Source organism: Maritimimonas sp. 2205BS37-2 (genome assembly GCF_056591755.1).
The window spans coordinates 334,593-358,777 of record NZ_JBWQOI010000002.1; the positions used below are offsets into that span (position 1 = coordinate 334,593).

Here is a 24,185-nt window from a genome sequence, read left to right on the forward strand (position 1 = left end):
CCCTAGTCAAAAGATTGCACAAAAATACTATTTAAAAGCATTACACAAAATCTAAAAATAATGTTAAATGTAATTTATAATAATTCTAAATAAGAGATTTTCAAAGGGATCTAAAAACATTGTTTTAAATTTGTCTAAATTTTATTCAAAATGAGAAGGTTAACGTTTAAACGTCATTTATTTTTTATACTTTTTGGTTTCCTTTTATGCTTTAATGGATATAGTCAAGATGAAGGAACCATCAAAATAGAAAGTAGTCAAAGCATCAAGCAGTTGATTGCTAAAAAAAGAAGCTATAATAAAAATAAGAGGTATTTAAAGGGGTATAAGGTACAATTGTTTTATGGCTCTGAGGAGGGAGCTCAAAATACAAGAAGTGAATTTTCATCTGTATTTCCTGACATCAAATCTGAATTAAAATTCCATTCTCCTTACTGGAAAGTATGGGTAGGCGCTTATAAAACCCGACTTGAGGCCGACAAAGGCTTACAAGAAATTAAAGATGGATTTCCAAGTGCTATTGTTGTGCCTGCAATGATTAGAATAAAACATAATCTGTAATAATTAAGTATCACTTAAAAAAGCATCCTCAGTTTTTGAAGGTGCTTTTTTATTTTCAATTATCTTTGTTTATATGAACGAGCACTTAAATCCTTCCAATGAAAATTTTTCAAATGAAGAGCTAGATATAGAAAGAAAACTTCGCCCCTTAGAATTTGATGATTTTACCGGGCAAGATCAGGTAGTTGAAAATCTAAAAATATTCGTGGAAGCTGCTAACCAGCGGGACGAAGCCCTTGATCATACTTTATTTCATGGCCCTCCAGGTTTGGGTAAAACCACATTAGCTCATATATTAAGTAATGAATTAAATGCCAATATAAAAGTTACTTCGGGGCCTGTACTTGATAAACCTGGTGACCTCGCGGGATTGCTCACTAATTTAGGTGAAAGAGATGTGCTTTTTATAGATGAAATCCACCGTTTAAGCCCAATTGTTGAAGAATACCTTTATTCTGCAATGGAGGATTATAAAATTGATATTATGATCGAATCTGGCCCTAATGCTAGAACGGTACAGATTAACTTAGAACCTTTCACTCTGGTTGGTGCCACTACACGGTCAGGCTTATTAACTGCACCTATGCGTGCCCGCTTTGGTATTAGTAGCAGACTGCATTATTACAAAACTGACTTACTTACAACAATCGTTCAACGAAGTGCTAAAATTTTAAGTGTTCCTATTTCTATGGAAGCCGCTATAGAAATTGCCGGAAGAAGTCGCGGTACACCAAGAATAGCCAATGCTTTATTACGTCGTGTGCGTGATTTTGCTCAAATAAAAGGAGATGGAAACATCAATATAGAAATTGCAAAATACGCATTAAAGGCATTAAACGTAGATGCACATGGCCTGGATGAAATGGATAATAAAATACTTTCAACTATTATTGATAAGTTTAAAGGAGGTCCGGTAGGTATAGGTACACTTGCAACAGCCGTTGGTGAAAATGCAGAGACTATAGAAGAAGTATATGAGCCCTTTTTAATTCAAGAAGGCTTTATTATGCGTACACCTAGAGGTCGCGAAGCTACCGAATCTGCTTACAAACATTTAGGACGAATTAAAACCGGACAACAAGGAGGACTGTTCTAAATGCCCAAGTATAAATATCCAAATAAAGTCCCGTTTTATAAATTCATAATAAATTCTTCAAAAATCACCAAGAATCCTATACCATTTCAAAAAAAATGGCTTGAAGAAAAAGGCGATTCATTTTGTGTAAATTCCCCTCTACGAGGACGAATTATTCTCACTCGTGATGCAGAAATTGCACGCCAAATACTACAAAAAAAACATAAAATCTACCATAAATCAGAGCTGCAAACAAAATTTTTATCAAAATATGTTGGCTATGGGTTATTAACTTCAAGTGGAGATTATTGGCTGCAACAGCGCAGATTGATTCAACCTGGCTTTCATAGGGAAAAAATCCAAAATTTAGTTTCGATCATTCAACAGACTATCGATCAGGAAATTGAAAAAGTTGAAACCAATAAAGAAGTTGATCTTTATCCTATTATAAATACGTTAGCTTTCGAAGTTGTGGCAAAATCCTTGTTTAATTTTTCTGCAAATAAAAACACATTAAAAAGGCTTCAATCTATCATTGAACAACTACAAAAGTTTATCGTAAAAGAAATTCGGCAGCCTCATAAAAAATTAAAATATTGGCTTTCTGGTGAAATTCGCCATCACATGAAATTGGTTCAAGAAAGTAGAACAATCATTAATTCTATTATTGAAAAAAGAAAAGCTTCAGGAAAAGAGCAAGATGATCTATTGGATATGTTATTGAATGCTAAATATGAGGACGGCACTTCAATGAATAACGATCAATTAATTGACGAAATTTTGATTCTCTTTGTTGCTGGGCATGAAACTACCGCGAATGCACTCACTTTTACTCTATGTCTATTAGCCCAACATCAAGAGGTCTTAAAAAAGGCTTCAAAAGAAGTAAATGAAATTGCAGAAAAAAAATTATCGAGTTTCGAAACCATAACTCAACTTAATTACGTAAAAAGCTGTATCGAAGAATCGATGCGTTTATATCCACCTGCATGGATCACAGACCGCGTAGCAGTTGAAGATGATCAATTAGATGATTATCGTATTAAGAAAGGCACACTCTTAGGAATCTCCATATTTGAATTACATCGCAGTAAGCTTTATTGGGATCAACCGGAGGTGTTCGATCCCAAAAGATTTTTTAATAAGAAAATTGACACTTTGTATTATTTACCTTTTGGCGCCGGGCCAAGGTTATGTATCGGTAATAATTTTGCCATGTTCGAAATGATATTAACTGTGAACGCCATTCTTAAAAAATTTGAAATAAGCACCCCCACTTCAGAGATTAAATACAACCCGTTAATCACCTTGAAGCCTGTAGATATTAAAATAAAATTTACCCAAAGCATTTTATAATTGAGTTTAAACACAAAATACACCGAACTTATAAAATCCCAAGCGAAGAGCCTCGGTTTTTTGTCATGTGGTATTAGTAAAGCTCAATTTCTAGAAGAAGAAGCACCACGATTGGAAAAATGGCTTAACAAAAATATGCATGGGGAAATGAACTATATGGAAAATCATTTTGATAAACGTCTTGACCCAACAAAGTTGGTTGAAGGTTCTAAGTCGGTGGTCTCTTTACTTTATAATTATTGTCCTTCTCAAGAACAGCAAGATAAAACAGCTCCTAAATTATCAAAGTATGCCTATGGCACCGATTATCATTTTGTAATCAAAGACAAATTAAAAACCCTTCTCAATATTATTCAAGAGGAAATTGGAGAAATTCATGGTAGAGCTTTTGTTGATTCCGCACCAGTTTTAGACAAAGTATGGGCGGCAAGATCAGGGTTAGGATGGATTGGAAAACATAGTAATCTACTAACACAGCAAGTTGGTTCATTTTATTTTGTTGCTGAGCTGATCATAGATTTAGAACTTGATTATGATACTCCAACCACAGATCATTGCGGTACTTGCACCGCATGTATAGATGCCTGCCCTACACAGGCCATAATTGCACCATATATTGTTGATGGTAGCAAATGTATTTCATACTTTACTATAGAATTAAAAGATGAAATTCCAACTTCCTACAAAGGAAAATTTGATGATTGGATGTTTGGTTGTGATGTTTGTCAAGACGTATGCCCATGGAATCGATTTTCTAAACCACATAATGAGCCTTTATTTAATCCTCATCCCGATCTGCTTTCAATGACTAAGAAAGATTGGGAAGAGATAACTGACGATGTGTTTAAACGGGTCTTTAAAAAATCGGCCGTCAAACGAACTAAATTTTCAGGGCTTAAAAGAAACATTCAATTTTTAAAAGATTAATCCAACATCTTTTTACCTTTGTAGATTCAACTCTAAAAATTTTCTATGAGTAGTGACAAGCAAAAACGTGAAGCTTTAGATTATCATGCCAAACCAACCCCGGGTAAAGTTCAAGTTTTACCTACCAAAAAACATGCTACGCAACGTGATCTATCATTGGCCTATTCACCTGGTGTTGCAGAACCCTGTTTAGAAATTGCTAAAAACAAAAAAGATGTTTACAAATATACTTCTAAAGGGAATTTAGTTGCTGTCATTTCTAATGGAACCGCAGTATTAGGGTTAGGAAATATCGGTCCGGAAGCATCAAAACCTGTTATGGAAGGTAAGGGTTTACTTTTCAAGATTTTTGCAGATATAGATGTATTTGATATTGAAGTTGACGCTACAGATGTAGATAGGTTTGTAGATACCGTGAAGGCCATTGCCCCTACTTTTGGAGGTATTAATTTAGAGGATATTAAAGCTCCGGAAGCTTTTGAGATTGAACGTCGTCTAAAAGAAGAACTTGACATACCTGTAATGCATGACGATCAACATGGTACGGCAATTATTTCTGCCGCTGCTTTAAAAAACGCTTGTGAAATTGCAAAGAAAGACATTTCAAAAGTACAGATAGTAGTGAGCGGCGCCGGAGCAGCTGCAATTTCTTGCACACGATTATATATAAAACTCGGTGCAAAATCAGAAAATATAGTCATGCTAGACAGTAAAGGTGTCATAAGAAAAGATAGAGAAAATCTAACTATTCAGAAAGCGGAATTTGCTACTAACAAAAAAGTAAATACGTTAGAAGAAGCGATGAAAGATGCTGATGTATTCATAGGTTTATCACAAGGAAACATTGTTAGCCCTGAAATGATAAAATCAATGGCAAAAGACCCCATCGTTTTTGCCATGGCCAATCCAGATCCTGAAATAGCTTATGACATAGCTATTAAAACCCGTGAAGATATTATTATGGCAACAGGTCGTTCAGACCATCCTAATCAAGTAAATAACGTATTAGGTTTTCCATTTATATTTAGGGGTGCATTAGATGTTCGCGCCACAAAGATCAATGAAGAAATGAAATTAGCTGCGGTGCATGCTTTAGCTGATTTAGCTAAACATCCTGTACCAGAGCAAGTAAATATTGTTTACGACGAAATAAATCTAAAATTTGGCAGAGATTATATCATTCCCAAACCTTTTGACCCTCGTTTAATTTATGAAATTCCACCAGCAATTGCTAAAGCAGCAATAGAATCTGGAGTTGCTACCGAACCAATAACGAACTGGTCAGCCTATCGCGATGAATTAATGGAGCGTTTAGGAACTGGTAGTAAAATTGTTAGATTATTACATAATAGAGCAAAAGCTGACCCTAAAAGAATTGTTTTTGCTGAAGCTGATCATCTCGATGTGTTAAAAGCTGCCCAAATAGTTCATGATGAAGGTATTGGAATTCCAATATTACTAGGTGACGAAGAGACCATCGTTGAACTTAAAGGAGAATTAGGATTCTCTGGCGAAGTTGAGATTATTGACCCTAAAACGTCTAAAGAAAAAGAACGAAGAAATCGTTTTGCCGAAAAATATTGGCAGGCACGTCAACGTAAAGGCATTAAGCTTTTAGATGCTCAGAAATGGATGCGAGAACGCAACTATTTCGCAGCTATGATGGTTAATGAAGGAGAAGCTGATGCACTTATAACTGGTTATACGCGTAATTATGCAACTGTAGTAAAACCAATGCTAGAGCTCATTGGGATGGCTAAAGGTGTAACAAGAATTGCTGCCTCTAACCTCATGCTTACCAAAAGAGGCCCAATGTTTTTGGCAGATACTACTATTAATATTAATCCAACCGCTAAGCATCTTGCAAAAATTTCGCAGTTAACGGCGTCGTTAGCTAAAATGTTCGGTATTAAGCCTAATATTGCCATGTTATCATATTCTAATTTTGGGGCTTCACAGACAGACAATTCTGATAAAATTTCTGAAGCAATAAAATATATACATCGACACTTTCCTAAAGTGGTAGTTGATGGTGAAATTCAAGCAGACTTTGCATTGAATTCTGATTTACTTAAAAAAGAATTTCCATTCTCTAAACTAGTTGATAAAAAAACCAATGTATTGATATTCCCTAACTTAGATTCTGCGAATATCACATATAAAATGATGAAAGAATTATATGAAGCAGAATCGATTGGTCCAATAATGTTAGGTATGAAAAAACCAGCACACATCTTGCAATTAGGTGCAAGCGTTGACGAAATGGTAAATATGGCAGCCGTAGCGGCAATTGATGCTCAAGAAAAAGCGAAATTTTAATTAAAATTTGTTTATTTGTAACTAAGTTTAACTTCTAACTTCATATATGGCATAAAACTACCTCTAAGACGCGCTAAATACTGTTGATTTTTTTCAATTAAAAATTGTGTAGATTTGGCGATTAAATTTGCAATGAATGATCACTCATTTACGAGGAAAACTAGTTGAAAAGAACCCTACCTATGCCATCGTTGAATGTAACGGAATTGGTTACTTTTTAAATATTTCACTAAACACATACTCTAAAATTCCTGATAGTGAGGCTGTAATGCTTTATACACATCTATCAATACGTGAAGATGCGCACACTTTATTCGGATTTTTTGACAAAACTGAGCGTGAAATTTTTAAATTATTAACTTCAGTTTCTGGAGTAGGGCCGAGTACAGCCAGAACTATGCTTTCTTCTATGACCTCTGAGCAAATACAACAAGCTATTGCATCTGAAGATGTTGCATTAATACAATCTGTAAAAGGTATTGGCGCTAAAACTGCTCAAAGAGTAATTGTTGATCTTAGAGATAAAATCTTGAAAACTTATGAATTATTACAAGATACTGTTGCTACAGACAATACACTTAGAGAAGAAGCGTTATCTGCATTAGAGGTTCTTGGATTCTCCCGCAAACAAGTTGATAAACTTGTACAAAAGATCATTCAAGAATCACCAAGTATAAGTCTTGAAAATATTATTAAACAAGCACTTAAAAACTTGTAACTCATTGGCAATTTACTCTAGTAAAATATACAATTCTCTTTTAGCTTTAGTTTTGTTACTTTCATTTGTAACAATTCAAGCACAAACACCTCCAAAAACACCTGAGAAAACTGACTCTACCAAGGTAGCTCAGCAAAAAATTAATAGTTCAAAAACAGACACTATTAAACCAACGATGCGCTATCCTTTTAATGCCGCTCAAAAAGGAAGCCTGTTTTTGAATGAGCTGCGAAAAATGGAAGTTGTTTATGACCCGATAAAAGAACAATACATTTTCTTAGAGAAAATTGGCAATTACTATATTGAGCATCCTTTTTATATGACCAAAGAGGAGTATAAGAAGTATCGCTTACAAAAAGATGTTGCCGAGTATTTTAAAGAAAAGTCAACCGCTTTTAGTTCTCAAAAGAATAAAGATGAAGCCCAAAAGAATCTGCTTCCAAAATACTACGTACGGTCAGAGTTTTTTGAGAATATTTTTGGAGGTAACGAAATTGAAGTTAATCCGCAAGGATCAGTTCTTGTAAAGATGGGAGTACTTTATCAGAAAGTTGAAAATCCACAATTATCAGAACGTAATAGAGCGAGTACCACCTTTGACTTTGATCAAGAAATTAGCGCTAGTTTAAATGCTAAAGTAGGTAAGCGTTTGCGCGTAAATGCGGCTTTTGATACACAGTCTACTTTTAATTTTCAGAATCAAATTAAACTAGAATATACTCCCACAGAAGATGATATTATACGTAAAATAGAAGTTGGTAATGTGAGTATGCCTATTCAGAGTTCATTAATCTCTGGAGCGCAAAATTTATTCGGTGTTAAGACGCAATTACAATTTGGTAAAACCACTATTACCGGAGTATTCTCTCAGCAACGATCTCAAACACGTTCGGTACAAGCACAAGGTGGAGCCACAATTAATGAATTTGAATTAAGAGCAAGTAATTATGATGAAAACAGGCACTTTTTCTTAGCTCAACAATTTAGAGATGACTATAATGAGGCGCTGGCAAACCTACCATTAATCAATAGTTCTAAATATATAACCAGAATAGAAGTATGGATCACCAATAGAAATAATACTACCGAAGATGTTCGTAATATTGTTGCAATAGCCGATTTAGGTGAAACTGATCCTACTAAATATACTCCCGGAAGTGGTGTTTTATCGAATGGCGGACCGGGACCTAGAAATGAAGCAAATAGTTTAGGGAAATTTAACAATAGCGTTGATAATGGTATATTGACTGCAACAAGCCTTGTTAGAAATATTTCTACAGTTGATAACGCACTTAATGCCACGAGTCCACAAAATTATAGTTTAATTCAAGGTTCAGGTTATTCTATTTTAGAAAATGCACGTAAGTTAACCTTAGGGGTTGACTTTACATTAAATCCTCAATTAGGGTATATTACATTAAATAGGCAATTAGCTGATAGCGATATTCTTGCCGTAGCCTACGAATATACAGACGCAAGCAGATCTAATCCTGATAACCCAGGTAATCCTTCTGTTTTCACAGTTGGTGAACTAAGCGGTGATGGTATAACAGCTCCTGACAACTTAGTGGTAAAATTATTAAGAAGTGAGATTTTAAATCCTTCTCTTCCGTTGTTTAATTTAATGATGAAGAATGTTTATGCGTTACCTGGTGCCTTTCAATTGCAACCTGATGGATTTCGCTTAGAAGTATTATATCAAGATGATGAAACTGGCGTACCTATTAATTTCTTACAAAACGCCCAAACCGTCATTGGTACTACAGAAATAAAAGAAGTTCCGTTATTAAATCTATTACGATTAGACTTACTTGATGGTAGTAATACTCGAATTGATGAAGGTGATGGTTATTTTGATTTTATTGAGGGTATTACAATTGATTCTCAAAACGGATATGTTATTTTTCCAACCGTAGAACCTTTTGGTGGTACTGATGACCCAACAGCTCCAAACCCATTGACTTCAGGTGAACTGGGGGAAATACTTACTAACCCAGCGGATGAACGTTTTATTTTTGATGAATTATACGATAGAACCAAAGCACAGGCACAGAACGAATTTCAAAATAAAGATAAGTATTTTCTAAAAGGATATTTTAAATCGGAGAGTAGAAATGGAATTCCTTTAGGAGCTTTTAATGTACCTCGAGGATCAGTAACAGTTACTACCGGAGGTAGGGAACTTGTAGAAGGCGTTGACTTTGTAGTTGATTATCAAATAGGAACAGTTCAAATTATCAATCCTAACCTCATTGCATCGAATGCTCCCATTAATGTTTCTGTTGAGAATAATACAGGTTTTAACCAACAGCGACGTCGCTTTATGGGCTTGGATGTTCAACATATCTTTAATGAAAACCTCGCCATTGGCGGAACCATTATTAATCTTAATGAACGCCCATTTACACAAAAACCACAATTTGGAGCAGAACCTGTAAACAATACTATGGTAGGGTTTAATTTAAACTACCAAACAGAAGTGCCTGCTTTTACAAAATGGGTAAATAAGCTACCAAATATAGATACGGATGTTGAATCAAATTTTTCTGTAAGAGCGGAAGCTGCCTATTTATTTCCAGGTTCTCCAAAAGGTATAAATCTTAATGGTGAGGCCGCATCTTATGTAGATGATTTTGAAGGCTCACAAATCCCATTAGATATTAGCTCTCCAAGACAATGGTTTTTAGCCAGTGTTCCAAAAAATGATGTTGATGCCGATCTAGATTTTTCAACGAATGTGAGTTTACCTGGTTCTCTAAGTGATTTTGAGACCGGCTCAAGAAGATCAAAACTATCATGGTATACTATAGACAGGTTATTCTATGGCTCATCATTGAAACCAAGTAATATAGATGATAACGAGCTCTCAAGAGCAGAAGTTAGGCGTGTTAGCTTTGAAGAACTATTCCCTCAGTTGCAGTTAGACGTTACGCAAACTAATATTATCAACACTTTTGATTTGGCTTATTATCCTGAAGAGCGAGGAAGTTATAATTTTAGTACCGATGTAGCTAGTGATGGTAAATTTAATAGTCCGGAGTCAAATTGGGGAGGTATTATGCGATCGTTAACAACAACCGATTTTCAGCAAGCCAATATAGAGTATATACAGTTTTGGTTAATGGACCCGTATAGTAATTATTCAATTACCCAGGCAGAAGGAGCACCAAGTACTATCAATCCAGCTGATTTTGGAGGAGAGCTATATTTTAATCTAGGAAATATTTCAGAAGACATTTTAGATGACAATCGTCGAATGTTTGAGAATGGACTTCCAGGTGATGGTATTCAGATAGAAGGAACAAATATAGACGCTACAGAATGGTCTTCTATTCCAACAAATCAAGCTTTAATCTATGCATTTACCGAAGAAGATAGTGAACGCCCAAATCAAGATTTAGGTTTAGATGGAGTACCTGATAATAATGGTACAGATAATGACGAAGAGAGTAAATTTAATGCTTTTCTAAATGCTATAAATAATGTGCCGGGAATTTCACCCGATGTAATTTCTGATTTGAACGCTGATCCCGCTTCCGATAATTATCAATTCTTTAGAGGTGGTTCTCTTGATGCCGCTAATGCAGGTATTTTACAACGCTATAAAAACTTTAACAACACTCAAGGTAATTCGCCTACTATTAATAATTCAACAGAATCTTTCCCTACTTCAGCTACTTCATTTCCAGATATTGAGGACATCAATCAAGATCAGACCATGAGTGATATCGAAAGTTATTATCAATATAGAGTCTCTCTAAATCCAGCTGATTTAGTAAAAGGACAAAATAATATAGTTGATGAAAAAGAAGTTGCAGTTACCTTAGCGAACGGGCAATCACAAGTTGCGAAATGGTATCAATTTAGAATTCCTGTAACTACTGGTGTTCCTGTTGGCGGTATTTCAGGATTTAGCTCCATCCGTTTTATTCGCATGTATTTAACTAAATTCAAAATTCCGGTTGTTTTACGTTTTGGTGAGTTAGAATTAATACGTGGTGACTGGCGAAGATATTTATTTACAATTAATGATAATAATCCCTTAGATCCACCAGTTGCGTTAGACCCTAGTGAAGATCAAGATTTTGAAGTTGGCGTCGTTAATGTTCAAGAAAATGAAAACAAATTACCATTCCCATATGTTCTACCTCCTGGTGTTCAGAGAGAACGTTTACAAGGTAGCACAACAGTTCAAGAGCAAAACGAACAGTCATTATTGGTTAAGGTAACAGACCTCCAACCTGGTCAAACAAGAGCCGTTTTCAAAAATACCTCATTCGACATGCGAATGTTTAACAATTTAAAGATGTTTATGCATGCCGCCAGTGTTCCTGGACAACCAGCCACTAGCAGTGGAGAACTAACAGCTATATTGAGACTAGGTAGCGATACGAATGATAACTTCTATCAGATCGAGTTACCACTAAGAATTACTGAAACCGGCGAAACAAGTGCAGACAGTATTTGGAAAAATAATTTAGATACGCAGCTCAAACAATTAGGTCAGTTAAAACTAGAGCGAGAAACTACTACGTTTCCTAAAAATGAAATTTTTCCAAGTTTAGCCAGTGATCCGAATGCTAGAATAAGAGTAAAAGGATCTCCAAACTTATCAAACATAAGAACCTTAATGGTAGGTGTTAGAAATGATGCGTTAAACCCTAAAAGTGCAGAGTTATGGTTTAACGAATTACGTGTAACAGATTTTGATAATGAAGGTGGTTGGGCTGCGGTAATAAACGCCGATGCTAATTTTGCCGATTTTGCCGATATCTCTATTGCCGGAAGAGCACATTCACAAGGTTTTGGGTCAATAGACCAACGAGTTAATGAGCGTAGTCAAGAAGATGTTAAGCAATACGACATTGTTACTAATGTAAATTTGGGCCAATTATTACCAAAAAAAATTGGAGTTAAAATTCCTTTGAATTATAGTATTTCAGAAGAATTTAGAGACCCAAGATGGGATCCACAATTTCAAGATGTGTTATTTGAAGATTCGAACGAATCGAATGCGAATAGTGAAAATTCTAGAGATTATACGAAGCGTAGAAGTATTAACTTAATAAACGTTCGTAAAGAAAGAACCAACCCAGATAAAAAACAACGTTTTTATGATGTTGAAAACCTTTCAGTGTCATATTCGTTTAATGAAACGTATCACAGAGACTATAATATAGAACGGGCACTCGATCAAAATGTAAGAGCTTCCGCTAGCTATAACTATAGCTTTAAACCTCTTAATCTAGAACCATTAAAGAATTGGAAATTTTTAAAGAAAGGGAGTTATTTAAAATTCTTAAGAGAATTAAATATTAACCTATTGCCATCTTCAATTTCTGTGAATTCTAATATTATAAGAAGCTTTAATCAGCAAAAATCCAGATCATTGGTTCCTACATTACCTGATTTACCAGAGTTAACACAACGAAGATTCTTTTTTGATTGGGATTATAATATTGCTTACAACCTCACTAAATCGTTACAATTTACTTTTAGAGCAACTAATAATTATATTTATGATATAGAGTCTACTAATAATGATATAACTCTATTTAGTAATTTCTTCAAAATAGATAGACCAAACAATTATCACCAAACGCTGGATGTTAATTATAAAATACCATTAAACAAAATACCTATTTTTGATTTTGTGGATGCTACTTATCGCTATACCGCAGATTATGACTGGCAAGCTCCTTCGCAAAGTTTTGTTGAAGAAATTGGAAACACCATACAAAATGCAAATACCCATTCTTTAACAGCTAATTTAAATATGGGTAGGTTATATAAAAAAACAGGTATACTTGATCTTGCAGTAAAAAAGAAACGTCGATCTAAAAACGCTAAAAAAAATAATAACAAACCAGCAACGCCGTCTATTGGAGGTAGAACTTCATCAAGAAGAAACACTAAAAATATGTCTGCCGGACAAAAAGTGGTGCAAGGTTTAGTTGATGTGATAACTTCGGTTAAAAATATACGCGTTTCTTATGCAGAAAATAATGGTACTATTTTACCGGGCTATAGACCCGAAATAGGTTTCTTAGGCAGAAACAATACAGATGCCGGACTTGCGCCTACATTTGGTTTTGTATTTGGTAGTCAAAGAGATATTAGAGATCTGGCACTGGCAAACAATTGGCTCGTATCTCGACAAAGTCAAGACGCCGATTACTATAATAGAACATATAGCAATACGCATTTCAAAAAACTAGATGTCAATGCCGATATAAGACCTTTTAAAAATTTTAACATAGAATTATCTGCGAATAGAGTTTTTACAAAAAATGTCTCGCAATTAATTGATGTTATTGATCCCGATGATCAAGATACGACGCCCGGTATCTTTAACGAAACCTTAGCTAATGAATCAGGTAATTTTAGCATTAGCTATTTTATGTTGCCAAATGCTTTTGATGGAAATGGGGATACTACTTTCGAAAAATTTAAAGAAAACCGTCTGGCTATTGCCCAACGATTGGCAGGAGTACCGGTTGACCCTAATGGTAGTTTCCCTACTGGATATGGCGAAAATAGTTCTCAAGTATTATTACCTGCTTTCTTGGCAGCCTATTCAGGTCAAAATGCTTCCAACGTAAAACTTGGGGCCTTTAGAAATATTCCTATTCCAAATTGGAGGATTAATTATAAAGGGTTTATGCAATTTGCTTGGTTTAAAAAACACTTTAGAAGCTTTAATGTTGAGCATAGATATAATTCAACCTACTCAATCATTGGATTCACTAATAATTTACAATTTGACGCTACGAATCCTTCAGCTAATGCTGATTTAAACGGAAACTATCAACCAGAAAAGTTATTCAACGGTATTAATTTGGTAGAAGAATTTAATCCGCTTATTAGAGTAGATATGAAGATGCGCAATAATTTTTCACTTAGGGCTGAAGTTAGACGCGATAAATCACTAAATCTAAATCTTAACAACAATACGATTACCGAAATACGTGGTAAAGAATATGTTTTTGGCCTTGGCTATCGCTTTAAAGATGTAAAATGGACTATAAAAACCGGACCTACAACTACGCGCTTCAAAGGAGATATTAATTTAAAAGCTGATATTGGTATTCGTGACAACTCTACAGTTATTAGATCTATTGATATTGATAATAATCAGGTTACAGGAGGGCAACGATTACTTTCTATTAAGTTTAATGCAGACTGGGCTTTGAATAGTAATTTGATGGCTTCTTTCTTTTATGATCAGAATTCATCAAGGTTTTTAATTTCTAATACATTCCCAAGAAATTCTATTAATGCTGGAATAAGTTTGCGATACACTATTGGAAATTAATTCAAAAAAGTTAAATTCGCATCACTTAATCCCTAAATTAAAATTTAAAAAGAATGAACATTCCTTCAGAACTTAAGTATACCAAAGACCACGAATGGGTTAAAATAGATGGCGATGTAGCCACAGTTGGTATTACTGACTTTGCTCAGAGTGAATTAGGTGATATTGTCTATGTAGATGTTGATACATTAGATGATACGGTTGATAAAGATGAAGTTTTTGGCTCTGTCGAAGCCGTTAAAACAGTTTCAGACCTGTTTATGCCATTAACTGGTGAGGTAATTGAGTTTAACGAAAACCTTGAAGACAGTCCAGAAAGTGTTAATAAAGATCCATATGGTGAAGGTTGGATGATTAAGATTAAGCTGAGTGATGCAGGTGAAATAGATTCGTTATTAGATGCTGAAGCCTATAAAGAGCTTGTTGGAGCGTAATGCCTATAGTGTAGCTATTGGTCTAACAATTTTTGTAATCATTTTAAGCCTTGCTTCCTTTTCAAGTGTTGGTGTAAAAATGATTCATGTTAAATACTCAGATAAGTTAGCACATATTATCGCCTACTTTGTTCTAAGCTTGAGTTGGTTCTATGCTACTAGACTGCGATATAACTCTTTAAATAACAAAATCTTACTGGTTTTACTATTAATTGCTTTCGGCATAATTCTTGAGGCTTTACAAGAAGGATTGACTACCTATAGAAAAGCTGATTTTAACGATGTTTTGGCAAATACTATAGGAATTTTAATAGCAGCAATCTGTTTTAATCAGTTGAGAACTTGGTTTAATTCTGTGTTAAAATAGTTGTGTATATTTTTTTATTTATTAAATTAGCGAACAAATAAATCTCTTTTCAGATGGAAGTTAAAAAAAATCCAAAAGCTAATCTAGAAAACTATAGCAAGTTATTCTTGCAACTAGGCTTAGTTTTAGCATTGCTTATTATTTATGTAGGTATAGAATACAAAACATTTGACAGAAGTCTTTCTGACTTAGCAAACGTGGCTGGCGATGACGAAATTGAAGAAGAAATTCCAATTACAGAACGTATCGAACAGATCAAGCCACCTCCACCTCCACCTCCTGCCCCTGAAAAAATTGAAGTGGTAGAAGATGAAAAAGAGGTTGAAGAAACGGTTTTAGAATCTACGGAAACCGATGAGGATGAAGTTGTGGAGATTCAAGAAATTGAAGAAGTTGTAGAAGAAGAAGAAGTTGCAGAAGATGTTCCTTTCGCAATTATTGAAGATGCTCCTATTTTCCCTGGTTGTAAAGGAAGTAAAGCTCAGAAAAAGCAATGTCTTCAAGATAAGATTAAAAAACATGTAAACAAAAAATACAATACTGGTCTTGCTGGAGACTTAGGATTGGATCCTGGTAAGAAAAGAGTTTATGTTCAGTTTAAAATTAGTAAAACTGGTACCATTACAGATGTAAGAGCTCGCGGACCTCATGCCAGACTAGAAAAGGAGGCGATTCGTGTGGTAAAATTATTACCAAAAATGGTTCCTGGTAAACAAAGAGGTAGACCTGTAGGTGTTAAATACACGCTACCAGTAACCCTGTTAGTAGAGTAATTTTAGTTTTATATAATATATAAATCCCAGCCAAATGGCTGGGATTTTTTTTGGTATGTTTCTTGCGGTTGTTAACATAATTTTAACATCTTAACTTTAATATTATGAAATCACAAAAACATCATCCAAATGACAATTTACAAAAAAGTTCAATTATCTTCCTTCAGTTAGGATTAATTCTTGCAATGCTTTTTGTTTATGGAGTTTTAGAATCTAAATTCGAGCTAAAAGAGTTTGCTTTTTTAGAGCAAGAAAGCCCAGAAATTGATATTTTTATTTACCCAGAAGCACCCCCTGAATTTGTAATTGAACAACCCAAAAGTCCAATTGAGATGATAGAACCGTCTAGTTCAAAAAAACCAAGTACTAACTTCATACTTGATGAGAATAATTCTACAAAACCAGAACCCAAATTGCACCCAACAGAACCTATTGATGATAACAGTTTAAATGAGGCAATTAATAGTTTACCTGGTATCACCGATGAAGAAATTGAAGAAGAAATTGAATATGTAAAAGTAGAAATTAAACCAACCTTTAAACAATGTCAAGGTCTGATTGGCATTGAGCAAAACAAATGCTTCCAAAGGCATGTGCAAAAATATATTAATAAAAACCTCATTTACCCTGAAAGCGCCATTGAATTAGGACAACAAGGGCGGGCCTATATTGAATTTCTAATAGATGAAAATGGTTCAATACGTGATGTAAAAACATTTCGCGGAATGAGTCAACATAAATCATTAGATAAAGCAGCTATCAAAGCTGTCGAAAAACTTCCTGAGATGATCCCCGGTAAACAGGGCGGCAAAAATGTCAAGGTTAAGTATGTGGTACCAGTAAATTTCCGACTAAATTAATAAGTAAATCCTGTGCTATGCACAGGATTTTTTCTTAGCAAAAATTTGTACTTTCGTTTAGTAATCTTTTTCTAGTGAAGATCAATCAATACTTAGATACTACCTACTTAAAATTAGCTGAGCAAGCTCAAATCTCTGAACATGAAGCCCTCATAACAGTTAAAAAACTAATTACTGAGGCTATAGATAATAATTTTAAACTTGTAATGATACGGCCAGCACATGTTACACTGGCGAAAGAAATGATTACAAGCCGTGCCAGTAATGTCTTGATAGGTACTGTTATTGGTTTTCACGAGGGAACTATTAGTATCAATGAAAAATTACTTGAAGCTCAAAAAGCAATAGAAGATGGTGCAGATGAGCTCGATTTTGTAATTAATTATACCGCATTTCTTAATGGAGAAACGAATCTTGTTGAAGACGAAATCATTCAAGGAACAAGACTTGCGCTAAATAATGACAAAACTATTAAATGGATTATAGAAGTAGCTGCTCTTAGTAATCATGACATTATGGCCATTTGCAAACTATTAAAAAATACGGTTCTCACAAATTTTGAAAAGTCGAAAGCTAAATACGTATTTGTAAAATCTTCAACTGGGTTTTATAAGACAACAAAGAATAGACCCAATGGAGCAACATTAGAAAGTATACAGCTTATGCTGGAACATTCAGCTCCTCTTCCAATAAAAGCCGCTGGAGGTATAAAATCATACCATGATGCAGTAAAAATGATTAACTTAGGCGTTTTAAGAATCGGAACTTCATCTGCGAAGAAAATCGCTGATGGAGGGACAACAAAAAAATTATATTAGAAGCTATGAACACGAATTATTTTGCACATGAAACCGCAGTGATTGATGAAGGATGCACCATTGGTGAGGGCACAAAAATTTGGCATTTTAGCCATATAATGCCTAAATGTACCATTGGCAATAAATGTAATATTGGTCAAAACGTGGTAGTTTCACCTAATGTTGTTCTTGGTAATAACGTTAAAGTTCAAAATAATGTTTCTATTTATACTGGTGTTATTTGTGAAGATGACGTTTTCTTGGGGCCTTCGATGGTATTTACCAATGTTATAAACCCTAGAAGTGCCGTGATTCGCCGTGATGAATATATGAAAACAGTTGTGAAAAAGGGAGCGAGTATAGGCGCCAATGCCACTATCGTTTGTGGCAATGACATCGGGAAATTTGCTTTTATTGGAGCCGGCGCTGTTGTAACGAAAGAAATCCCCGCTTATGCCTTAGTAGTAGGCAACCCTTCTAAGCAAATTGGTTGGATAAGTGAGTTCGGTCATCGCTTAAACTTTAATGAAAATAACACCGCTGTTTGCCCAGAAAGCAACGAAGAATATCTATTAAAAAACAACGAAGTAACAAAATTATAATCTAATTGTTCATGAGAAAATTCCTAACGGGTACTCTTATCATTTTATCTTTTCAGCTTGGTTTTGCTCAAAAAACGAATAATAAATCTTTATTTCCAGAACATAAGAGCCAATTAAATATCCCTCTCACATTTAGCACCTATAATGAACTCGACTACTATTACAATAAAGGTGAAAACACGCATACTGCTTCTAAACCATATTTATATAACGAGGTAAATCAATATGTGAATTTAGATGACCTAAAAGAACCCTTATTTAAAGATAAAGAGAGTTGGTTTGGAAGAAAATGGTGGAACGAGCATATGTTTATAGTAGAAGGAGATGATTTTTGGTTTACTATTAACCCAGGAGCTGACTTACAAGTTGGTAAAGATAATTCAGATGCCGTAGATGACACTTATAATAATACACGCTCGATACATATACAAGGTGGTATTGGCAAGCATTTAAGTTTTTCAAGTACTTTTTATGAAAGCCAAGGGCGTTTTGCAGATTATGTAAATAGATTTGCCCGTACAAACAATCCTTTGGGAGCGGCCGGCACTGTACCAGGAAGAGGAAAAGGAAAAGCTTTTAAGGATGGTGGTTTTGACTACCCCGTTGCTGAAGCCTATCTTTCTTATACTCCAAATAAAACTTTTAACTTTCAGTTTGGTAATGGTAAGAATTTTATTGGTGATGGCTATCGTTCATTCATGCTTTCTGATGTTGCATCGCCCTATCCTTTCCTTAAGATTAATACAAAATTCTGGAAAATTAAATACACTAATTTATGGATGTGGCTAGATGATGTACGCCCCGAATTAAGTGTTAACAATACTAACTTTAGAAAATATGTTGCAATTCATCACTTGAGTTGGAATGTAAATAAACGTTTAAATCTAGGTTTATTTGAGGCTGTAATTACTGATAATAGAGCTCGTGATGGGTTTGACATAAATTTTTACAATCCAATTATTTTCTACCGTGCGGTAGAATTTACTCGAGGATCAGAAAGTGGTAATGCCATCATTGGCTTAAATGCTAAATACAAGTTATCTGATAATTTTTCATTCTACTCTCAATTTGTGCTTGACGAACTTACAGTAGGTCGTTTTTTTGACGGCGATGGTTATTGGGGTAATAAATTTGCCTTTCAGCTCGGTGGTAAATACTATAATGCTTTTAAAGTTGATAATTTATTCTTACAAGGTGAATTAAATATATCGCGACCATATACATTTAGCCATTTTGAAAATGGCACACTCAATTATGCACATTTTAATCAACCCTTAGGCCATTTATGGGGAAGTAATTTTTGGGAAGCCATCGGTATAGCTCAATACAGAAAAAATAGGTGGTTTGGATCTGCAAAATTGGTAATTGGCAAAAAAGGTTTTGATTTTGAAAATAACCCAACAAGTTTTGGGGGTGATGTTTACGCTTCTAATGATAATCGTACAGGAAACACAGGTGTAGAATTATTACAAGGTAATGAAACTAGTATTGTAATTGGAGATCTTCAAGCTGGTTATATTATTAATCCATCTACCAATTTGCGTTTTTTTGCCGGATTAACACTTAGAAATTTTGATCCAACTACAGAAACTTCAAACTTTAGTAGCGAAAACACTACTTGGTTCACAGTAGGCTTAAAAACAGACCTCTTTAATTGGTATTTTGATTTTTAAATGGATTCTATGAGTATAAAAAAGAACCTTTTTGTACTCCTCTTATTTTGCTGTTATATAGGATTCTCTCAACATGATAGAAAGAACCACTTTTCACTTCAGCTTGATTATTTTTATGGCAATGTTATAAAGCATAAGGATAAAATTTCGCATCTCGCTATTTCATTCCCAAGAGGTTTTATACTTAATTGGAGTAAGAAAAGTGAGAATACTACTGTGATGCGCCGTTACAATTATCCCGAATATGGATTTTCATTTATTTACCACGATTTTCAAAACCCTATTTTAGGAAAAGCATATGGGCTAAATATTAATTACACATTTTACTTTGGAAAAAAGACTAATAAAAATTTATTTTATTTAAGATTGGGGCAAGGTATTGCCTACAACACAAATCCATTTGACCCTGAAACCAATAATAAAAACGTCTCTTTAGGCTCACATTTATTAGCAAATACAACTATTGGATTTAATTATAGAAGAAAGCTATCCCGGGCCTTTAATGCGCATCTTGGACTTCTTTTAAATCATTATTCCAACGGTTCTATAAAATCTCCAAATGTTGGTTTGAATTTATTTTCGTTCAGTACAGGAATTAGCTATGATTTTGATCACAATAATCCTATCGACTATTCAGAAGAACCAAGAGCCGATGTTGAAATTGTTGAAAAAGAGCGTTTTAGAATTAACCTTCAATTTAGTGGTGGTATTAATAGTTCTACAAATATTGGTGGTAAGCAATTTCCTTATTACGTTGGGACCATCTACGCTGACAAACGCATTAATAGTAAAAGCATTTTGCAAATAGGCAGTGAGGTTTTCTTTTCAAACTATTTAAAAGAATTGATAAAATTTAATGCTATTGCTTTCCCTGAGAAAGGCGAAAGTGGCGATGCTGATTATAAACGTATAAGTTTAATTGTTGGTCATGAATTAGACGTAAATAACTTCTCAATTCTAACCCAAATAGGCTATTACGTTTACTACCCCTATGAACTTGATAAACGATATTACGAACGTATTGGCGTCAAAAAATATTTTGGAGATAAATGGTTTGCAACGGCTTCAATCAAGGCACATTTGTTTTTAGCAGAATCTATTGATCTAGGTATTGGAATTCGATTATAATGAAGTATTTTATCTACATATTGATCGTCTTATGTTGCGCAACTTGCGCTATTGAAGATCCAACCAGTTGTTTTGAGGCTACCGGTAATGAAGTTACGCAGCGAATGGCATTAGATGATTTTTCACGGCTTATTGTACGTGAAGGCATAGAACTAGAAATTCAACAAGGAACTGAAAACAATATTGAGATTACCTTTGGAGAAGGCCTTATAGATAATATTACAACCAAAATAATAGACGGTAGATTAAGTATTGATAATAATAATGAATGTAAATTCTTCAATGGATTCAAACCGGCAAAAGTCAAACTAACCGCCAATGATATTACTGAGATTAGAAATGCATCTCAATACGAGATTGCGAGCATAGATACCTTACGATTTTCATCATTAACCCTTATCTCAGAAGACTTTAATGAAAAGGAGGTTAATGTTGGTGATTTTAATCTTATAATAAATAACCAGACTTTATCAATTGTAACTAATAATGTGTCAAACTTTACCATTTCGGGAAAAACACAAAACTTCAATATCAACTTCGCTTCTGGGCAAGGTAAATTACTTACTGAAACCTTCATGGCACAAAAAATATTTTTATTTCACCGAGGTACAAATGATTTGGTGGTTAACCCTTTAGAAGAAATAAGAGGTGAAATTCGTGGTACCGGAAACGTAATTTCCGTCAATCACCCACCCATTGTTGATGTTCAAGAATATTATACCGGGAAATTGATTTTTAGAAATTAGAAATAGAAACCTACTCCTCCTTTAACGGCAAATTTAGTTGCACCAGGTATATCTTTATAATTTCCTCTAAAAACAAAATCAATGCGTAAAAGCTTTAAAATATTACCAACTCCCACATGATATTCCCAATAAGGTTTTGTAGGTGTTCTATATTCAGGAAAGCTTAACGACCTATTAATATCTCTATTCTCCTGAGAAATATCACCTACTACTGCACGAGCACCAACAATAGCCCTCAAGTCTAATTTTCTTAGTAAAGGTAATCTCGAAAAGATGCGTCCATTAAAATTATGCTCTAAATGCACGGCAGCATATTCATCAGTTACAAAATCGTAGTAATCTAAAAGATCAAATGTATTCTTCGCTATAAATAATGTCTGGTTCCCAGGAACTACATCTAACAATGTAATAGGCACTGCATTGAAGGTTTTTCCAATTTCGATGGTAGACACCAATCGACCAAATCCACCTAATAAGTAAGGCTGTTGATAATAAAATTGTAACTTCTTATAATCAAGATCATTATCTGTAACCCCATCAAATCCATGCGTATAACTTAAGTAAAAAGTTGGGTATTTACCAGCATTAATCTCGCCACGTTCAACACCAAAACCAAAAGGTTTTCTAAATGGAGTATATTTTATAGCAAAATCCAATTCAGTTTGTTGTACTTCCGATCTTACTGTTCCAGATTCTGGATCAACATAATCTACACTAAATCGATCTGGCGCCGCAGATTTCAGAGTTTTATACGTTGCACTTGTCTTAAAACTTAAATTTTTAACTGGCTCTATCTCAATTGCCAAATTGGTAATATTCTTTGAAGTTAGATTAAAGTTATCTCCTCGCGTAAAAAATGCTGCCGATGCGAAACTACGTTCTAAAAGATCATTTGATGTCGTAAGACTTACACCTGTTTGTTCTATGTCACGCTTATTACCTCCCGAAATTATTAGCCTATTACGCTTATTAACTAACCATTTGGCCGCAACTCCATATTTAAATTGTTTATCTTCAAAACCATAAGCGCCAAATGCCTGTATTCTAAATCTATCAGAACTACTTTTATAAGTTCGTAGGCCACCACGTATACGAGTACCTTCAACATCATTATTCCCAAATGTTGAAAATATAGGTCCGTATTCTAAATTACCACCCAATTCTATATAACCTGTTGCTAACACTGCACCGATATCATAAAGTTGCCGAAACTTTCTTACTGTCATTAAAGTATCAAGCATTTTATAAATACCCTCTTCATCATCATTTAATTTTTCCATTCTATTTTCTTTCCAGAAATCATCGGGTCTATTATAAATTTCTTCTTTATATGTATCTACTCTCTTAGCATAGAATTTGGGCTCCTTTTTTATATCGAACTTGTAGTTATTATATAGTGTAGTTCGCCTACCATATACTCCCTTAGATTTATCTTTCTTATTGAAAGCAAAATCAGACATCATGTGATCACGCTTTAACAAGAAAACAGAATCGTTTAAAACATTAAACTCTTGTTCTATATGGATTTCTTTCACCCAATTTATATTGGCGCTTTTGGTAGCGTCCATCTCAATTTGTTTTACCGCAAACGTAGAGTCATTTACCCAAAAATCTCCTTTAAATGTTAATTCACTTTTTCGTCGTGGATAGAATAAAATATTGTAGCACCATTTATTATCAATAAAAGCACTATCTGTTAAAACATAATTATAAACAGATACTCCAGTTCTTGAAAGCGGACTTGTAAAGCTTTTATCAAAAAACTTCAAGTAATTATCATATACGTTAAAATCAACATACAAATCTTTAATAAAGGCTATAATATTTTGATTGTTGTCAAAGCCGGAGTTCTTATTCCCAACCAAATCTTCTCTCTTTCTGCTAGAAGGTTGATTTTGACCATAGGTATTATACATGGCTTCATTAATGAAAATAGGCAAGTATGGTTTTCCTGTAATGTTTGAAGTATCTACTTTATCGAAAACAAACTCCATCCCATTAAAGAGCTTCTTATTCTTAAATTTTTCATCAATATTATTTAAGTCAAACTCTATTTTTTCATATTTATCGTATTGATAATGTTTATATAGGTAGATGCCATTTTGGCGTTTTTTCGCCCAAATTTTACGTAAAATAGCAATTGCCGGATTCCCCTTTTTCTTTTGTTTACCAGAATAAACCACTACCTCCTTTAAAGTTGTTCCTTCAGATAAAACAATTCGCAAATCAAAATTACGTGATTTAAGGGGAATGGTTTTGCTTTCAAAACCTAAAAAAGAAACGGTTAATTCTTTATAAGTCTTATCAGATTCTAAGTAAAATTTACCATCTTCTTGTGAGACTGTACCAATCGTTGACCCTTTAAAAACGATATTGGCGAAAGGTACAGGGTTATTGTCTACATCAACAACGATACCGCTAACTTTAACTTGTGCAAATACTAAAACCGAAACGAACATCAGTAATAGTGTAAATAAGTTTCTTCTTGTCATAAAATTCTTTAAAAGAAAAATTCCTTCCATAGTATGTATGAA

17 protein-coding genes are annotated in these 24,185 nt (G+C 34.2%); 16 read left to right on the forward strand and 1 reads right to left on the reverse strand.

Annotated elements, in window-relative coordinates:
- Positions 1–150 precede the first annotated feature (150 nt).
- The 16 genes from AC1EUU_RS08855 (at position 151) to AC1EUU_RS08930 (ending at position 21,651) form a co-directional block, all read left to right on the forward strand.
- Complete coding sequence (locus AC1EUU_RS08855) at positions 151–561, forward strand: SPOR domain-containing protein (protein WP_480201056.1); 411 nt, start codon at positions 151–153, stop codon at positions 559–561.
- Between the two features lie 73 nt (positions 562–634).
- Positions 635–1,657 (forward strand): Holliday junction branch migration DNA helicase RuvB, encoded by a 1,023-nt coding sequence (gene ruvB, locus AC1EUU_RS08860; protein ID WP_480201057.1) that lies wholly within the window; start codon positions 635–637, stop codon positions 1,655–1,657.
- On the forward strand, positions 1,658–2,992 hold the full coding sequence (locus AC1EUU_RS08865) for a cytochrome P450 (protein ID WP_480201058.1): 1,335 nt from the start codon (positions 1,658–1,660) through the stop codon (positions 2,990–2,992). It begins immediately after the preceding gene.
- Complete coding sequence (gene queG, locus AC1EUU_RS08870) at positions 2,993–3,919, forward strand: tRNA epoxyqueuosine(34) reductase QueG (RefSeq protein ID WP_480201059.1); 927 nt, start codon at positions 2,993–2,995, stop codon at positions 3,917–3,919.
- Between the two features lie 45 nt (positions 3,920–3,964).
- The gene (locus AC1EUU_RS08875; RefSeq protein WP_480201060.1) at positions 3,965–6,238 is read left to right on the forward strand and encodes an NADP-dependent malic enzyme; all 2,274 of its coding nucleotides are present in this window, start codon (positions 3,965–3,967) and stop codon (positions 6,236–6,238) included.
- Between the two features lie 136 nt (positions 6,239–6,374).
- Positions 6,375–6,956, forward strand: a complete 582-nt coding sequence (gene ruvA, locus AC1EUU_RS08880) for a Holliday junction branch migration protein RuvA (RefSeq protein ID WP_480201061.1) — start codon at positions 6,375–6,377, stop codon at positions 6,954–6,956.
- A complete protein-coding gene (gene sov, locus AC1EUU_RS08885; protein ID WP_480201062.1) occupies positions 6,919–14,271 on the forward strand; it encodes a T9SS outer membrane translocon Sov/SprA in 7,353 nt (2,450 codons plus the stop codon). Before ruvA ends, sov begins: the two co-directional genes overlap by 38 nt.
- A 53-nt stretch (positions 14,272–14,324) precedes the next feature.
- The gene (gcvH, locus tag AC1EUU_RS08890) at positions 14,325–14,705 is read left to right on the forward strand and encodes a glycine cleavage system protein GcvH (RefSeq protein ID WP_480201063.1); all 381 of its coding nucleotides are present in this window, start codon (positions 14,325–14,327) and stop codon (positions 14,703–14,705) included.
- A complete protein-coding gene (locus tag AC1EUU_RS08895) occupies positions 14,671–15,072 on the forward strand; it encodes a VanZ family protein (protein ID WP_480201064.1) in 402 nt (133 codons plus the stop codon). The genes gcvH and AC1EUU_RS08895 overlap by 35 nt, the downstream gene beginning before the upstream one ends.
- A 53-nt stretch (positions 15,073–15,125) precedes the next feature.
- Positions 15,126–15,845, forward strand: coding sequence for an energy transducer TonB (locus tag AC1EUU_RS08900; RefSeq protein ID WP_480201065.1), 720 nt, complete (start codon positions 15,126–15,128; stop codon positions 15,843–15,845).
- 104 nt (positions 15,846–15,949) lie between these two features.
- Positions 15,950–16,705: an energy transducer TonB gene (locus AC1EUU_RS08905; RefSeq protein ID WP_480201066.1), complete on the forward strand. Its 756-nt coding sequence runs from the start codon at positions 15,950–15,952 to the stop codon at positions 16,703–16,705.
- A gap of 74 nt (positions 16,706–16,779) precedes the next feature.
- A complete protein-coding gene (gene deoC / locus AC1EUU_RS08910) occupies positions 16,780–17,523 on the forward strand; it encodes a deoxyribose-phosphate aldolase (RefSeq protein ID WP_480201067.1) in 744 nt (247 codons plus the stop codon).
- 5 nt (positions 17,524–17,528) lie between these two features.
- Entirely contained in the window at positions 17,529–18,104 is a 576-nt protein-coding gene (locus AC1EUU_RS08915) for an acyltransferase (protein WP_480201068.1), read from the forward strand.
- A gap of 11 nt (positions 18,105–18,115) precedes the next feature.
- A complete protein-coding gene (locus AC1EUU_RS08920; RefSeq protein ID WP_480201069.1) occupies positions 18,116–19,777 on the forward strand; it encodes a gliding motility protein RemB in 1,662 nt (553 codons plus the stop codon).
- Between the two features lie 9 nt (positions 19,778–19,786).
- Positions 19,787–20,905: an acyloxyacyl hydrolase gene (locus tag AC1EUU_RS08925; RefSeq protein ID WP_480201070.1), complete on the forward strand. Its 1,119-nt coding sequence runs from the start codon at positions 19,787–19,789 to the stop codon at positions 20,903–20,905.
- Complete coding sequence (locus AC1EUU_RS08930) at positions 20,905–21,651, forward strand: head GIN domain-containing protein (protein WP_480201071.1); 747 nt, start codon at positions 20,905–20,907, stop codon at positions 21,649–21,651. Before AC1EUU_RS08925 ends, AC1EUU_RS08930 begins: the two co-directional genes overlap by 1 nt.
- On the opposite strand, the gene AC1EUU_RS08935 is transcribed toward AC1EUU_RS08930, so the two are convergent.
- Positions 21,648–24,173 (reverse strand): DUF5686 family protein, encoded by a 2,526-nt coding sequence (locus tag AC1EUU_RS08935; protein WP_480201072.1) that lies wholly within the window; start codon positions 24,171–24,173, stop codon positions 21,648–21,650. The two genes, AC1EUU_RS08930 and AC1EUU_RS08935, sit on opposite strands and share 4 nt — an antisense overlap.
- Between the last annotated feature and the right edge of the window lie 12 nt (positions 24,174–24,185).

Excerpts from the sequence above, each read along its gene's own strand:
- AC1EUU_RS08855 (WP_480201056.1), top strand. The coding sequence starts at position 151 with ATGAGAAGGTTAACGTTTAAACGTCATTTATTTTTTATACTTTTTGGT.
- ruvB (WP_480201057.1), top strand. The coding sequence starts at position 635 with ATGAACGAGCACTTAAATCCTTCCAATGAAAATTTTTCAAATGAAGAG.
- AC1EUU_RS08865 (WP_480201058.1), top strand. The coding sequence starts at position 1,658 with ATGCCCAAGTATAAATATCCAAATAAAGTCCCGTTTTATAAATTCATA.
- AC1EUU_RS08875 (WP_480201060.1), top strand. The coding sequence starts at position 3,965 with ATGAGTAGTGACAAGCAAAAACGTGAAGCTTTAGATTATCATGCCAAA.
- ruvA (WP_480201061.1), top strand. The coding sequence starts at position 6,375 with ATGATCACTCATTTACGAGGAAAACTAGTTGAAAAGAACCCTACCTAT.
- gcvH (WP_480201063.1), top strand. The coding sequence starts at position 14,325 with ATGAACATTCCTTCAGAACTTAAGTATACCAAAGACCACGAATGGGTT.
- AC1EUU_RS08895 (WP_480201064.1), top strand. The coding sequence starts at position 14,671 with ATGCTGAAGCCTATAAAGAGCTTGTTGGAGCGTAATGCCTATAGTGTA.
- AC1EUU_RS08900 (WP_480201065.1), top strand. The coding sequence starts at position 15,126 with ATGGAAGTTAAAAAAAATCCAAAAGCTAATCTAGAAAACTATAGCAAG.
- AC1EUU_RS08905 (WP_480201066.1), top strand. The coding sequence starts at position 15,950 with ATGAAATCACAAAAACATCATCCAAATGACAATTTACAAAAAAGTTCA.
- AC1EUU_RS08915 (WP_480201068.1), top strand. The coding sequence starts at position 17,529 with ATGAACACGAATTATTTTGCACATGAAACCGCAGTGATTGATGAAGGA.
- AC1EUU_RS08920 (WP_480201069.1), top strand. The coding sequence starts at position 18,116 with ATGAGAAAATTCCTAACGGGTACTCTTATCATTTTATCTTTTCAGCTT.
- AC1EUU_RS08925 (WP_480201070.1), top strand. The coding sequence starts at position 19,787 with ATGAGTATAAAAAAGAACCTTTTTGTACTCCTCTTATTTTGCTGTTAT.
- AC1EUU_RS08930 (WP_480201071.1), top strand. The coding sequence starts at position 20,905 with ATGAAGTATTTTATCTACATATTGATCGTCTTATGTTGCGCAACTTGC.
- AC1EUU_RS08935 (WP_480201072.1), bottom strand. The coding sequence starts at position 24,173 with ATGGAAGGAATTTTTCTTTTAAAGAATTTTATGACAAGAAGAAACTTA.